Here is a 13869-nt window from a genome sequence, read left to right as displayed (position 1 = left end):
CTGTGGGTCAAAAGGTAAATCCAGTCGGTATGCGTATCGGGATCATCCGTGATTGGGAATCCAAATGGTACGCTGATAAAGACTACGCTACTCTTTTGCATGAAGACATTAAAGTTCGTGAATATATCGCGAAACGTCTAAATGATGCTTCTGTATCTAAAGTTGAAATCGAACGTGCAGCTAACCGTATCAATGTATCTGTTCACACTGCTAAACCAGGAATGGTTATCGGTAAGGGCGGTACTGAAGTTGAAGCACTTCGTAAAGCTTTGAACCAGTTAACTGGCAAAAGAGTTCATATCAATATCATCGAAATTAAAAGAGCAGATCTTGACGCGAAATTGGTTGCTGAAAACATCGCTCGTCAATTAGAAAACCGTGTTTCATTCCGACGTGCTCAAAAACAAGCTATCCAACGCACAATGCGTTCAGGCGCAAAAGGAATCAAAACTCAAGTTTCTGGTCGTCTTGGCGGTGCAGATATTGCTCGTGCTGAACATTACAGCGAAGGAACAGTTCCACTTCACACACTTCGTGCTGACATAGATTATGCTCATGCTGAAGCAGATACTACTTACGGTAAGCTAGGCGTGAAAGTTTGGATCTACCGTGGAGAAGTTCTTCCTACTAAGAAGAAATCTGAGGAAGGAGGAAAATAATATGTTATTGCCAAAACGCGTAAAATACCGTCGTGAACACCGCGGTAAGATGAGAGGGATGGCTAAGGGCGGCACTGAAGTTCATTTTGGAGAATTTGGACTTCAAGCTCAAGAAGCTTCCTGGATCACTAACCGTCAAATCGAAGCTGCTCGTGTTGCGATGACTCGTTATATGAAACGTGGAGGAAAAGTTTGGATCAAAATTTTCCCAAACAAACCTTACACAGCTAAGCCGCTTGAAGTACGGATGGGTTCCGGTAAAGGTGCTCCTGAAGGTTGGGTAGCAGTAGTTAAACCGGGCAAAGTATTGTTTGAAATCTCTGGTGTATCTGAAGAGGTGGCAAGAGAAGCATTGCGCCTTGCAGCACACAAACTTCCAATCAAATGTAAGTTTGTAAAAAGAGAGGAAATTGGTGGTGAAACAAATGAAAGCTAATGAAATCAAAGATCTAACCACTGCTGAAATTGAACAAAAACTAAAATCTCTTAAAGAAGAACTATTTAATCTTCGTTTCCAGTTAGCTACTGGACAACTTGAAAATACAGCTCGCATCCGTGAAGTTCGCAAATCGATTGCTCGTATGAAAACAGTTGTTCGTCAAAGAGAGATCGGTGTCACTAATCGATAATGAATGGAGGTTTGCAGAATGAGCGAACGCAACCAACGCAAAATCTACACTGGCCGCGTAGTATCCGACAAAATGGATAAAACCGTAACAGTTGTTGTAGAAACCTATAAAACGCATTCTTTATACGGTAAACGCGTGAAATACTCTAAAAAGTTAAAAGCTCATGACGAGCTAAACGAAGCTAAAGCAGGCGACGTAGTACGTATCATGGAAACTCGTCCACTTTCAGCTACAAAGCGCTTCCGTCTTATAGAAGTTGTAGAAAAAGCAGTAATCATTTAATATAGTTCGGATTAGCTAATTCCGAAGGGAGGTACCGTACATGATTCAACAAGAATCTCGTTTAAAAGTCGCTGACAATTCAGGTGCTCGTGAAGTGCTAACAATTAAAGTCCTAGGTGGTTCAGGCCGTAAAACTGCAAACATCGGTGATATCATCGTTTGTACAGTTAAACAGGCAACACCAGGAGGCGTTGTTAAAAAAGGTGAAGTCGTTAAGGCTGTTGTTGTCCGTACAAAACGTGGTATGCGTCGTCCTGACGGTTCTTACATTCGTTTTGATGAAAACGCATGTGTAATTATCCGTGACGATAAGAGCCCACGTGGAACTCGTATTTTTGGACCTGTTGCTCGTGAATTACGTGACAACAGTTTCATGAAGATCGTTTCTCTAGCTCCAGAAGTTCTATAATATGTAAAATTTGTATAAAGCCTTTCAAGGAGGTGCCAAGCTAATGCATGTTAAAAAAGGTGACAAAGTCGTAGTCATCTCTGGTAAGGACAAAGGCAAACAAGGAATCATTCTTTCTGCATATCCGAAACAAAATCGTGTGCTTGTTGAAGGAATTAACATCGTGAAAAAGCATTCCAAGCCATCTCAACTTAATCCACAAGGTGGAATTATCAGCAGAGAAGCTGCTATTCACGTATCCAATGTAATGCCACTTGATCCTAAATCAGGTAAACCGACTCGTGTTGGATATAAGATTGAAAATGGTAAAAAAGTACGCGTAGCTAAAATATCAGGTGAAACTTTAGATAAATAAGTCATAAATGAAGGGAGGTACACTAAGCAATGAGCCGCCTTAAAGAAAAATTCAGAAGTGAAATTACACCATCATTGATGGGTAAATTCAACTATCAATCAGTAATGCAAGTACCAAACATTGAGAAAATCGTTATTAACATGGGTGTGGGTGACGCAGTATCTAACTCGAAAGCTTTAGATACAGCTGTTGAAGAACTTACATTGATCACTGGTCAAAAACCAGTTATAACAAAAGCTAAAAAATCAATCGCAGGCTTCCGTTTGCGTGAAGGTATGCCTATCGGAGCGAAAGTTACATTACGTGGAGAACGTATGTATCAATTCCTTGATAAGCTAGTATCTGTATCTTTACCACGTGTACGTGATTTCCGCGGCGTTTCAAAGAAATCCTTTGACGGACGTGGGAACTATACATTAGGTGTTAAAGAGCAACTTATCTTCCCTGAGATTGATTACGATAAAGTGAGCAAAGTTCGTGGTATGGATATCGTTATCGTAACGACTGCCAACACTGACGAAGAAGCTCGTGAACTACTTACTCAAGTTGGAATGCCGTTCCAAAAGTAATCTCTAAATAAAGGGAGGCGAAATCGTGGCTAAAAAGTCTATGATCGTAAAGCAAAAACGCGAACAAAAGTTTAAAGTACAAGAATACACACGTTGCGAACGTTGCGGACGTCCACATTCAGTACTACGTAAATTTAAACTTTGTCGTATTTGTTTCCGCGAACTTGCATATAAAGGACAAATTCCTGGCGTTAAAAAAGCTAGCTGGTAAAACCCGAGTTTGGGAAGGAGGTAAAATATAATGGTCATGACAGATCCTATTGCAGATATGCTTACTCGCATCCGTAATGCGAATATGGTTCGTCACGAAAAACTAGAAGTTCCTGCTTCTAAGATCAAGAAAGAAATTGCTGAGATCTTAAAGCGTGAAGGCTTCGTACGTGACTTTGAATTAATCGAAGACAACAAACAAGGTATCATCCGTATCTTCTTAAAATACGGTGCAAACAACGAACGTGTTATTACTGGTCTAAAACGTATCAGCAAACCTGGTTTGCGTGTATATGCAAAAACTGGTGAAGTACCACGCGTTCTAAACGGTTTAGGTATTGCAATTGTTTCTACTTCTCACGGAGTTTTAACAGACAAGGAAGCTCGCTCTAAACAAGCTGGCGGAGAAGTTTTAGCATACGTTTGGTAATACATTTTCACAAGAATGGAGGTGCACAATATGTCTCGTATAGGTAAAAAACCTATTGAAATCCCTGCAGGCGTAACAGTTACTATTAACGGAAGTGAAGTAACTGTTAAAGGACCTAAAGGTGAATTAACTAGATCATTCAGTCCTGATCTTACAATCGTTGTTGAAGAGAACGTGTTAACTGTTACACGTCCGTCTGATGAGAAGACTCACCGTTCTTTACACGGTACTACTCGCGCACTTATCTCTAACATGGTTGAAGGTGTATCAAAAGGATTTGAAAAATCACTTGAACTTATTGGGGTTGGGTACCGTGCACAAAAGCAAGGTACTAAGCTTATCCTTAACGTAGGATATTCTCACCCTGTAGAAATAGAGCCAGAAACTGGTGTTGAAGTCGAAGTTCCTTCTAATACAAAAGTAATTATCAAAGGTGCAAACAAAGAACGTGTAGGAGCTCTAGCAGCTAATATCCGTGATGTTCGCCCACCTGAGCCGTATAAAGGTAAAGGTATTCGTTACGTTGGCGAATTCGTTCGTCGTAAAGAAGGTAAAACTGGTAAGTAATGCCGCATAAGTAAACGAAAGGAGTGACGTAAATGATTACGAAGCTTGATAAAAATGCTACTCGTCAGAAAAGACATGCACGTGTACGTGCTAAGCTTTCTGGAACAGAAGCTCGTCCTCGTTTAAATGTGTTTCGTTCAAACAAACACATTTACGCACAATTAATTGACGATGCAAAAGGCGTAACATTAGCAAGTGCTTCAACTCTTGATAAAGAGATCGGTATCGAAGCTAGTAGCAATGCTGAAGCAGCTCAAAAAGTTGGCGAACTTATTGCGAAGCGTGCTGTTGAAAAAGGTTTCAAAGCTGTGGTATTTGACCGCGGTGGTTACCTCTTCCATGGTCGTGTTAAAGCATTGGCTGACGCTGCTCGTGAAAACGGCTTAGAATTTTAACGGATAAGGAGGGACATAACAGATGCGTAGCATTGATCCTAATAAATTAGAACTTGAAGAACGCGTAGTTACAGTAAATCGTGTAGCTAAAGTTGTAAAAGGCGGACGTCGTTTCCGTTTCACTGCACTAGTTGTTGTTGGTGATAAAAATGGTCATGTTGGATTTGGTACTGGTAAAGCTCAAGAAGTTCCGGATGCGATCCGTAAAGCTATTGAGGATGCTAAGAAAAATCTAATTACTGTACCAATGGTTGGAACTACAATTCCTCACCTTGTGAACGGTCGCTATGGCGCAGGTCACATTCTATTGAAACCAGCTTCTGAAGGTACAGGAGTAATTGCTGGTGGTCCTGTTCGTGCGGTACTAGAATTAGGTGGAGTAAGTGATATCTTGTCTAAATCACTTGGTACTAATACACCTATTAATATGGTTCGCGCAACAATCGAAGGATTGAAGCAATTGAAACGTGCTGAAGACGTAGCTAAGTTACGTGGAAAATCAGTACAAGAACTGTTAGGATAAGGAGGGAAATCGAATTATGGCTAATAAATTAGAAATCACCCTCACTCGCAGCTTGATTGGTCGTCCTGAAGATCAACGTGTTACAGTTAACACTTTGGGTTTACGCAAAATGCATCAAACGGTTATTCAAGAAGATAACCCTGCAATTCGCGGTATGATTACCAAAGTTGCTCATCTTGTTACTGTAAAAGAACAATAAAATAATTTTTAACTTAACAAGGAGGTGCCAACATGAAACTTCATGAGTTAAAAGCTGCAGAAGGTTCTCGTAAAGAACGTAAACGTAAAGGTCGCGGTATTGGATCTGGTAACGGTAAAACAGCAGGTAAAGGACATAAAGGACAAAACGCTCGCTCCGGCGGCGGTGTGCGTCTTGGATTTGAAGGGGGTCAAACTCCTCTATTCAGACGTTTGCCTAAACGTGGATTTACCAACATTAACCGTAAAGACTATGCTATCGTGAATCTTGATACGTTAAATCTTTTCGAAGACGGTACTGAAGTAACACCAGCTCTTTTACTTGAGACTGGGGTTGTAAGTAAAGAAAAAGCAGGAATTAAAATTCTTGCCAAAGGAAGCATTGAGAAAAAGCTTACTGTTAAAGCTCACAAATTCTCGTCTACTGCTAAAGAAGCTATCGAAGCTGCTGGCGGTAACACAGAGGTGATCTAATGTTTCGCACGATCTCCAATTTTATGCGCGTGGGTGAAATAAGGAATAAGATTATTTTTACCCTCCTAATGTTAATCGTCTATCGCATCGGTACATTTATACCTGTACCGCATGTGAATGCCGATTTTCTCGCTGAACAGGACCAGCTGAGCGTCATAGGTCTTTTAAATACCTTTGGCGGCGGGGCACTGCAAAACTTTTCTATTTTAGCGATGGGTATCATGCCATACATTACGGCATCTATCATCGTTCAACTATTACAGATGGATGTTGTTCCTAAGTTCACTGAATGGTCTAAACAAGGAGAAGCAGGGCGCCGTAAATTAGCTCAATTCACTCGTTACTTCACTATTATCCTAGGATTCATCCAAGCTTTGGGTATGTCCTATGGGTTCAATAATATGTCAGGTGGCCAGTTGATTGAAAATCCTGGAATTGCAACATACTTGCTTATTGCGACTGTCTTAACGGCAGGAACAGCTTTTCTTTTGTGGTTAGGGGAGCTGATCACTGCTAAGGGTGTGGGTAATGGGATTTCCATCATCATCTTTGCTGGTATCGTAGCTAGTTTGCCAAATACGGCAAACCAGATTTACGCCCAACAATTTGAAAATGCAGGAGATCAATTATTCTTACGAATCATAACGATTATCCTCATTGTATTAGCAGTATTAGCAATCGTGGTTGCTGTTATCTTCATTCAGCAGGCATTGCGTAAAATTCCTATTCAGTATGCCAAACGTGCTGCGGTAGGTCGTACACAAATGGGTGGCCAGTCCACACATTTACCATTGAAAGTAAATGCTGCGGGGGTTATTCCGGTAATCTTTGCAATGGCATTTATCATCACTCCCACTACAATCGCATCTTTCTTTGGAAAGAACAGCGTGACTAGTTGGATCTCAACAAATCTTGATTATACCAAGCCAATTGGTATGATCATATATGTTGCTCTTATTATTGCTTTTGCGTATTTTTATGCATTCATTCAGGTTAATCCTGAACAAATGGCTGAGAATTTGAAAAAGCAAGGTGGCTATGTGCCCGGGATTCGTCCAGGTAAGAGTACACAAGAATATTTAACACGTGTTTTATACCGCTTAACGTTTGTAGGCTCTATATTCTTAGCCATCATTGCCGTTTTACCGGTATTTTTCATTAAGCTTGCTGACCTGCCTCAATCTGCACAGATTGGCGGCACTAGTTTGCTAATCATAGTAGGGGTTGCCCTAGATACGATGAAACAGCTGGAATCACAACTTGTGAAGAGACACTATAAAGGCTTTATAAAGTAATGAGTTTTGGGAACGGCTTGTTCCCTTTACCCATTATAGAGTTTGAGGGGGAAGAAAATTGAATCTAGTGTTAATGGGTCTGCCGGGTGCTGGTAAGGGCACTCAAGCTGAACAAATCGTAGAAAAATATAATATCCCTCATATCTCTACTGGAGATATGTTCCGAACAGCTATAAAAGATGGAACAGAATTAGGTCTAAAGGCTAAATCATTTATGGATAAAGGCGAATTGGTACCTGATGAAGTTACCATTGGCATCGTCCGTGAGCGTTTAAGCAAGGAGGACTGCCTAAAAGGATTTTTGCTTGATGGATTTCCACGTACTGTGGCACAAGCAGAGGCACTTGAAAGCATCCTTACTGATTTAGATCGCAAAATAAATTTTGTCATTAATATCGATGTTGATAAAAGCATCTTAATGGAAAGATTGACAGGTCGTCGTATTTGCAAATCATGTGGTGCGACATATCACCTTGTATTCAATCCTCCTGCTAAAGATGATGTATGCGACCGCTGCGGCGGAGAATTATATCAACGTGCTGACGATAATGCAGAAACGGTTCAAAATCGCTTAGATGTGAATTTGAAACAAACCAAGCCACTTCTTGATTTCTACGGAGAAAAAGGATACTTGGTCAACATTAACGGGCAGCAAGATATTAACAAGGTATTTGAAAATATTGATGTGTTACTTGGTGCTTTGCAAAATTAATCATCTGTATTGATTTATGAAATTCATACCATTTTTACACCTTACCAGTTAAACTTGGTGCATTCCTTTAATACAAAGGGTATAATGGATTTCGCGAGAGCATTCGCACATTTATTAATCAGGTTCTTGTACTTGGTATTCCCTGAATTGGGCGATTACTTTATAAGTGATCTTCATGGACATATCCGGTCGGCAAAATTGATGAAGAAATGCAGTGACTCTATAGGGATTCCTAAAGAGTCGTGATATAGAGGGTTGAAAGAAGCTATGTCAGGCGTGCGCCTTTCAAACATCTCCCATGCTATTCAAACCTATGTCGAGACTAATTGCTTCTCTATTTCGAGAGTATGTCGGTCACGGAATCGGTCAAGACTTACATGAGGACCCATAAATCCTCATTTCGGTCCAACTGATAAAGGTCCTCAGTTAAAGCCTGGTTCTACAAAATGGTGAATACTTGATGCAGAATTGTAAGACTTATGAGGATAATTGGACTGTAGTAATGTTGACGGAAAGATGTGTACCTTTAATAGGTTCACGCATAGAGAAGGGAGAATCACTTTTATGGCGAAAGATGATGTAATTGAAGTAGAAGGCACAGTACAAGAGACTTTGCCAAATGCAATGTTTAAGGTAGAATTAGAAAATGGTCATACTGTTTTAGCTCATGTATCCGGTAAAATTCGTATGCACTTTATTCGCATTTTGCCTGGAGATAAAGTTACGGTTGAGCTTTCCCCGTATGATCTAACTCGCGGCAGAATCACATACCGGTTCAAATAATCCGGTTACGCTCCGATCTGTATAAGGAGGTTAGATAGCAATGAAAGTCAGACCATCAGTCAAACCAATCTGCGAAAAGTGTAAAGTTATCCGCAGAAAAGGTAAAGTTATGGTTATTTGCGAAAACCCTAAACATAAACAAAAACAAGGCTAAATAGAAGGAGGTGCACTCAAGCATGGCACGTATTGCTGGAGTAGATATTCCCCGTGACAAACGTATTGTTATCTCATTAACATATATATATGGTATTGGAAAACAAACAGCGATCAAAGTTCTTGCAGAAGCAGGTGTTTCTGAAGAAACTCGCGTTCGTGACTTAACGGAAGACGAATTGAATAAAATTCGTGATATCATTGACAAGCTTAAAGTAGAAGGCGACCTTCGTCGTGAAATCTCCCTAAACATCAAACGTTTAATGGAAATCGGTTCTTACCGTGGTTTACGTCACCGTCGTGGTCTTCCTGTTCGCGGTCAAAATACAAAAAACAATGCTCGTACGCGTAAAGGACCTCGTCGTACTGTAGCTAACAAGAAAAAATAATTAGTAAAGGAGGTTACTTTTCATGGCACGTAAAACTAATACACGTAAACGTCGTGTGAAAAAGAATATAGAAACTGGTATTGCACATATTCGTTCAACATTCAATAACACTATCGTTACGATCACTGACTCTCATGGTAATGCTATTTCTTGGTCAAGTGCTGGAGCACTAGGATTCCGTGGATCTCGTAAATCCACTCCATTTGCTGCACAAATGGCTGCTGAAACAGCTGCTAAAACATCAATTGAACATGGTATGAAAACTCTTGAAGTTACAGTTAAAGGACCTGGTGCTGGACGTGAAGCTGCTATTCGTGCACTTCAAGCTGCTGGCCTAGAAGTAACTGCAATTAAAGATGTAACTCCAGTTCCACATAACGGATGCCGTCCACCAAAACGTCGCCGTGTTTAATTTTTCTGTATAGATTTTGTATTCCTGTCAATAATGGGATATAATACTGAGTTTGCGTTCTTACAGAGGATTAATTTTCAGTTGTTGCGCACAGCGGGAACGTATACATGGGGAATTTCGGTTAAGTGAATTCGTTTACTTTCCGGGGTTTTGACGTTTTGAAGGAGGGTTTATTGATGATCGAAATAGAAAAACCAAAAATCGAAACGGTTGAAATCAACGACGATACCAAATTCGGTAAATTCGTCGTAGAGCCACTAGAGCGTGGGTATGGTACTACATTGGGTAACTCCTTACGTCGTATTCTTTTATCCTCACTCCCAGGTGCTGCTGTCACAGCTATACAAATTGATGGAGTGCTACATGAGTTCTCAACAATTGAAGGCGTCGTGGAAGATGTCACATCTATCATTCTTAATGTGAAGAAACTAGCTCTTAAGATTTACTCTGATGAAGAGAAGACGCTGGAAATTGACGTTCAAGGTGACGGAGTCATCACGGCTGCTGATATCACTCATGATAGTGATGTAGAAATTCTTAATCCGGATTTATATATTGCTACAATTGGTAAAAACGGTCATATGCGTATGCGTTTATCTGCACGTCGCGGCCGCGGCTACACTCCTGCTGTTCAAAACAAGAGAGAAGATCAGCCAATTGGTGTAATTCCAATCGATGCTCTTTACACTCCAGTTTCACGCGTATCTTTCCAAGTTGAAAATACACGTGTTGGACAGTTGTCTAACTTTGACAAGTTAACGTTCGATGTTTGGACTGATGGCAGTACGGGTCCGCAAGAAGCGGTAGCACTTGGAGCTAAGATTTTGACAGAGCATTTGAATATCTTTGTTGGGTTAACCGATGAAGCTCAAAATGCTGAAATCATGGTTGAAAAAGAAGAAGATCAAAAAGAAAAAGTTCTTGAGATGACGATCGAAGAATTAGACCTTTCTGTTCGTTCTTACAATTGCTTGAAGCGTGCTGGAATCAATACCGTTCAAGAGTTAGCTCATAAAACGGAAGAAGATATGATGAAAGTACGTAATCTAGGACGTAAATCACTTGAAGAAGTGAAAGCGAAACTAGAAGAATTAGGCTTAGGTCTTCGTAAAGACGACTGATAACATGGCGGAATCAATCCATTATGTTGTTGTGAGCCTTGTTTTAAACACACAATATAGAACTTCAACAAAGGAGGGAATCTCTAATGGGTTACAGAAAGTTAGGACGCACTAGCGCACAACGTAAAGCATTACTTCGTGATTTAGCTACGGATCTTATTATCCATGAGCGCATTGAAACTACTGAAGCACGTGCAAAAGAATTACGTTCTGTAGTAGATAAAATGATCACTCTTGGTAAACGTGGTGACTTGCATGCACGCCGTCAAGCTGCATCATTCATCCGTAACGAAATCGCTGACGCTGAGAAAGGCACAGATGCCCTTCAAAAACTATTCAGTGACGTGGCTCCACGTTATGAAGAACGTCAAGGTGGATACACTCGTATCATGAAAGTTGGTCCACGCCGCGGTGACGGTGCACCAGTCGTGGTTATTGAATTAGTTTAATAACAACGATGAAAAAGGGCGGGACAAATGAATATACTCACTTGTTCTTTGCCCTTTTTCTTTTTTAATAGAAATTCTGTTTTTTAGAAATTCGCATTGAGTGTTACGATGGCTGGCGGAACCTGTTCATACAGGGAGCCTTCACGTCTAGCTCAAGCATCCCTTCCCGCTTTTGATAAGCGATTATAAGATAACCTGTTTTTCGTAACAGGCCCGCTGTAAGCTGCTCTTAATTTACCGAAAATTCTTTCGGTGGAAGGGGTGCAGCGTTTTTTTATATTTTCAGAAGAAATGACTACTTATGTTCATTGTCTGTTTATGTTGATTGAGCAGAGTTTAGATTAGATGAGTGCAGTCGAGGATGAGGAGGGCCACATGGGGAAGAAGCTGGTTTCTTTAAATAATATTATTTATAAATATGAGGGTCAGTCTCGTAACGCCTTGGATGATGTTTCTTTTGATATTCATCAGGGGGAGTGGCTTGCGATTGTCGGGCACAATGGTTCCGGCAAGTCGACATTAGCGAAGTTACTGAATGGTCTTCAGTTTGCTAACTCAGGTACGATTACAATTAATGATCAACTTCTGACAGAAGAAACCGTTTGGGATGTACGCCAGAAAATTGGCATGGTTTTTCAAAACCCAGATAATCAATTTGTAGGCACTACAGTTCAGGATGATGTGGCTTTTGGTTTAGAAAACGCCGGTGTTTCTCAGCAGGTTATGGTGGAGCGTGTTCATGGTGCGTTAAATAAGGTTAAAATGAATGCCTTTCTTAATCAAGAGCCGCACCATCTATCCGGCGGTCAAAAGCAAAGGGTGGCCATTGCAGGTGTAATAGCCTTGCAGCCAGACATAATCATCTTAGATGAAGCAACCTCCATGCTTGACCCAAGAGGCCGTGAAGAAGTGCTTGAAACAGTAAGGGAATTAAAACAGGAAAACGAGATTACCGTCATATCTATTACCCATGATCTTGAGGAAGCTGCGAAAGCTGACCGAATGATAGTCATGAACCAAGGTCGGTTATATCGTGAAGGGCCGCCTCAGGATATTTTTGAATTAGAGGAAGAATTAATCGCTCTTGGTCTGGATATTCCCTTTTCAGTGAAACTAACCAAAGAGCTGCAAAAAAATGGTGTTCGTGTAGTTGATGGGCATTTGACAGAGGAAGAGTTGGTGAAGGATTTATGCGAATTACACTCGATGATGTAGAATACCGCTATCAGGTGAATACTCCTTTTGAACATCTAGCCCTTCATGATGTCAATATTTCAATGGAGCCGGGAACCTATACCGCAATCATCGGGCATACAGGCTCCGGTAAATCGACGCTACTGCAGCATTTAAATGCTCTTTTAAAGCCGACGAAGGGTCGGGTCTTCATTGGGGACCGGACAATTGAGGCAGGAAGAAAAGAAAAGGCATTGAGGCCAATTAGACAAAAGGTCGGAATCGTTTTTCAATTTCCGGAACATCAGCTATTTGATGAAACGGTTGAAAAAGATATATGTTTCGGACCCATGAATTTTGGGGTTTCTGAAGACGATGCTAAGAAACTGGCCAGGAAAGCCATCGCGCAAGTTGGACTGAGTGAGGAGATCCTTGAAAAATCTCCATTTGACTTATCCGGTGGTCAAATGCGACGAGTGGCCATTGCTGGTGTGCTGGCCATGGAGCCTGAAGTATTGGTGCTGGATGAGCCTACCGCTGGACTGGATCCACGAGGACGCAAAGAAATCATGGACATGTTTTATGATTTGCATAAAGTAAGGGGCATTTCAACAATTCTGGTGACACATAGTATGGAGGATGCAGCCAAGTACGCGGATGACATCATTATCATGCATCAGGGTACGGTGTTCAAAAAAGGAACTCCCCAGGAAATCTTCTCCGAGCCGGAGCAATTACTTGAACTTGGATTGGATGTCCCTGATACGGTCCGTTTTCAGCTTAAGCTCCAGAAGGAATTAGGCGTCCGATTTGATCATCCATGTCTTAATATCGGTGAATTAGCGATAGAGATAGATAAAGCCATGAAACGGGGGAACCGATAATGCTGGAGAAAATGATTATCGGGCGTTATGTCCCTGCTGACTCTCTGATACACAGGATGGATCCAAGGGCTAAGCTGCTCCTCGTTTTTTTGTTTGTTTGTGTCACGTTTTTGGCGAATAATGCCGTTTCTTATGGTTTACTTGCGGTATTTACGATCCTTTTAATCAGCCTTTCGAAGATACCGCTTCGCTATCTTTATAATGGGTTAAAACCTATCTTTTTCTTAATCGTATTTACATTCCTTCTCCATATACTGTTTACAAAAGAAGGGGAATTGCTTTTTGAATACGGTTGGCTTGAAATCTATGAGGGCGGTTTAATTCAAGGTTTGTTCATATCCGTAAGATTTACTTTACTAATTCTTGTTACGTCACTATTAACTTTGACGACAACCCCGATTTCCATTACCGATGGAATGGAAGAGCTGTTGGGACCCTTGAAAAAGTGGAAAATGCCAGTTCATGAACTAGCATTGATGATGTCCATTGCCCTTCGATTCATACCAACGCTAATGGAGGAAACGGAAAAAATCATGAAAGCCCAAACGGCAAGGGGCGTTGATTTTTCATCAGGTCCAATAAAGGAACGGGTTAAATCGATTGTACCGTTGCTCGTTCCTTTATTTGTGAGTTCGTTCAAACGAGCGGAAGAATTGGCCACCGCCATGGAGTCAAGAGGATACCGTGGAGGGGAAGGTCGAACGAAATACCGCCAACTGGATTGGAAAACAATTGATAGCCTTTTGATGGTCTTTCTAGGTCTTCTTACGGTCATGTTATTTTTATTACGTTCATAAT

At 41.0% G+C, this 13869-nt stretch carries 25 protein-coding genes and 1 pseudogene; all 26 read left to right on the top strand.

The annotated features are described in order from the left end of the window. Positions 1-2 precede the first annotated feature (2 nt). The 26 genes and pseudogenes from rpsC (at position 3) to LQ203_RS22925 (ending at position 13868) form a co-directional block, all read left to right on the top strand. Positions 3-659, top strand: coding sequence for a 30S ribosomal protein S3 (rpsC, locus tag LQ203_RS23050; RefSeq protein ID WP_230161705.1), 657 nt, complete (start codon positions 3-5; stop codon positions 657-659). Between the two features lies 1 nt (position 660). Beyond that, complete coding sequence (gene rplP, locus LQ203_RS23045) at positions 661-1095, top strand: 50S ribosomal protein L16 (protein ID WP_230161703.1); 435 nt, start codon at positions 661-663, stop codon at positions 1093-1095. Next, positions 1085-1288, top strand: coding sequence for a 50S ribosomal protein L29 (gene rpmC / locus LQ203_RS23040; protein WP_034305010.1), 204 nt, complete (start codon positions 1085-1087; stop codon positions 1286-1288). The genes rplP and rpmC overlap by 11 nt, the downstream gene beginning before the upstream one ends. An 18-nt stretch (positions 1289-1306) precedes the next feature. Continuing rightward, positions 1307-1570, top strand: coding sequence for a 30S ribosomal protein S17 (rpsQ, locus tag LQ203_RS23035; RefSeq protein WP_230161700.1), 264 nt, complete (start codon positions 1307-1309; stop codon positions 1568-1570). A 40-nt stretch (positions 1571-1610) separates the two neighbouring features. Further along, positions 1611-1979, top strand: coding sequence for a 50S ribosomal protein L14 (rplN, locus tag LQ203_RS23030; RefSeq protein WP_034305005.1), 369 nt, complete (start codon positions 1611-1613; stop codon positions 1977-1979). A 43-nt stretch (positions 1980-2022) separates the two neighbouring features. After that, entirely contained in the window at positions 2023-2334 is a 312-nt protein-coding gene (gene rplX, locus LQ203_RS23025; protein WP_230161698.1) for a 50S ribosomal protein L24, read from the top strand. A 29-nt stretch (positions 2335-2363) separates the two neighbouring features. Next, positions 2364-2903, top strand: coding sequence for a 50S ribosomal protein L5 (gene rplE / locus LQ203_RS23020; protein WP_034305000.1), 540 nt, complete (start codon positions 2364-2366; stop codon positions 2901-2903). 25 nt (positions 2904-2928) lie between these two features. Next, entirely contained in the window at positions 2929-3114 is a 186-nt protein-coding gene (locus LQ203_RS23015) for a type Z 30S ribosomal protein S14 (RefSeq protein WP_034304998.1), read from the top strand. Between the two features lie 30 nt (positions 3115-3144). Continuing rightward, positions 3145-3543 carry a 30S ribosomal protein S8 gene (gene rpsH, locus LQ203_RS23010; RefSeq protein ID WP_061440388.1) on the top strand — a complete coding sequence of 133 codons (399 nt, stop codon included), beginning with the start codon at positions 3145-3147 and terminating at the stop codon, positions 3541-3543. A gap of 30 nt (positions 3544-3573) precedes the next feature. Then, positions 3574-4110 (top strand): 50S ribosomal protein L6, encoded by a 537-nt coding sequence (rplF, locus tag LQ203_RS23005; protein WP_230161696.1) that lies wholly within the window; start codon positions 3574-3576, stop codon positions 4108-4110. A gap of 32 nt (positions 4111-4142) precedes the next feature. Further along, complete coding sequence (gene rplR / locus LQ203_RS23000; protein WP_053349055.1) at positions 4143-4505, top strand: 50S ribosomal protein L18; 363 nt, start codon at positions 4143-4145, stop codon at positions 4503-4505. A 22-nt stretch (positions 4506-4527) separates the two neighbouring features. Continuing rightward, positions 4528-5028: a 30S ribosomal protein S5 gene (gene rpsE, locus LQ203_RS22995; RefSeq protein WP_034304987.1), complete on the top strand. Its 501-nt coding sequence runs from the start codon at positions 4528-4530 to the stop codon at positions 5026-5028. A 16-nt stretch (positions 5029-5044) separates the two neighbouring features. After that, positions 5045-5227: a 50S ribosomal protein L30 gene (gene rpmD / locus LQ203_RS22990; protein WP_076372857.1), complete on the top strand. Its 183-nt coding sequence runs from the start codon at positions 5045-5047 to the stop codon at positions 5225-5227. A gap of 32 nt (positions 5228-5259) precedes the next feature. Beyond that, positions 5260-5700, top strand: coding sequence for a 50S ribosomal protein L15 (gene rplO / locus LQ203_RS22985; protein WP_034304982.1), 441 nt, complete (start codon positions 5260-5262; stop codon positions 5698-5700). Next, entirely contained in the window at positions 5700-6995 is a 1296-nt protein-coding gene (gene secY / locus LQ203_RS22980; protein ID WP_230161694.1) for a preprotein translocase subunit SecY, read from the top strand. Before rplO ends, secY begins: the two co-directional genes overlap by 1 nt. Before the next feature lie 58 nt (positions 6996-7053). Continuing rightward, a complete protein-coding gene (locus tag LQ203_RS22975; RefSeq protein ID WP_230161692.1) occupies positions 7054-7707 on the top strand; it encodes an adenylate kinase in 654 nt (217 codons plus the stop codon). Between the two features lie 71 nt (positions 7708-7778). Further along, positions 7779-8229, top strand: a pseudogene (locus LQ203_RS22970) (M24 family metallopeptidase); the annotation flags it as partial. A gap of 42 nt (positions 8230-8271) precedes the next feature. Further along, entirely contained in the window at positions 8272-8490 is a 219-nt protein-coding gene (gene infA / locus LQ203_RS22965; protein WP_028390440.1) for a translation initiation factor IF-1, read from the top strand. Positions 8491-8530: 40 nt separating this feature from the next. Further along, a complete protein-coding gene (gene rpmJ / locus LQ203_RS22960; protein WP_003156543.1) occupies positions 8531-8644 on the top strand; it encodes a 50S ribosomal protein L36 in 114 nt (37 codons plus the stop codon). A gap of 22 nt (positions 8645-8666) precedes the next feature. Further along, positions 8667-9032: a 30S ribosomal protein S13 gene (rpsM, locus tag LQ203_RS22955; protein WP_053349050.1), complete on the top strand. Its 366-nt coding sequence runs from the start codon at positions 8667-8669 to the stop codon at positions 9030-9032. Between the two features lie 22 nt (positions 9033-9054). Further along, complete coding sequence (rpsK, locus tag LQ203_RS22950; protein ID WP_028390438.1) at positions 9055-9444, top strand: 30S ribosomal protein S11; 390 nt, start codon at positions 9055-9057, stop codon at positions 9442-9444. 176 nt (positions 9445-9620) lie between these two features. Continuing rightward, a complete protein-coding gene (locus tag LQ203_RS22945; protein ID WP_053349049.1) occupies positions 9621-10565 on the top strand; it encodes a DNA-directed RNA polymerase subunit alpha in 945 nt (314 codons plus the stop codon). An 86-nt stretch (positions 10566-10651) separates the two neighbouring features. Continuing rightward, positions 10652-11014 carry a 50S ribosomal protein L17 gene (rplQ, locus tag LQ203_RS22940; RefSeq protein ID WP_061440393.1) on the top strand — a complete coding sequence of 121 codons (363 nt, stop codon included), beginning with the start codon at positions 10652-10654 and terminating at the stop codon, positions 11012-11014. Positions 11015-11389: 375 nt separating this feature from the next. Next, entirely contained in the window at positions 11390-12229 is an 840-nt protein-coding gene (locus LQ203_RS22935) for an energy-coupling factor ABC transporter ATP-binding protein (RefSeq protein WP_230161690.1), read from the top strand. Continuing rightward, positions 12205-13071 (top strand): energy-coupling factor ABC transporter ATP-binding protein, encoded by an 867-nt coding sequence (locus tag LQ203_RS22930; RefSeq protein ID WP_230161688.1) that lies wholly within the window; start codon positions 12205-12207, stop codon positions 13069-13071. The genes LQ203_RS22935 and LQ203_RS22930 overlap by 25 nt, the downstream gene beginning before the upstream one ends. Then, positions 13071-13868 carry an energy-coupling factor transporter transmembrane protein EcfT gene (locus LQ203_RS22925; protein ID WP_230161685.1) on the top strand — a complete coding sequence of 266 codons (798 nt, stop codon included), beginning with the start codon at positions 13071-13073 and terminating at the stop codon, positions 13866-13868. Before LQ203_RS22930 ends, LQ203_RS22925 begins: the two co-directional genes overlap by 1 nt. Position 13869 lies beyond the last annotated feature (1 nt).

This window comes from Peribacillus sp. Bi96, from assembly GCF_918698115.1.
Classification (GTDB): Bacteria; Bacillota; Bacilli; order Bacillales; family DSM-1321; genus Peribacillus.
This window is presented reverse-complemented; position numbering and strand designations above follow the sequence as displayed.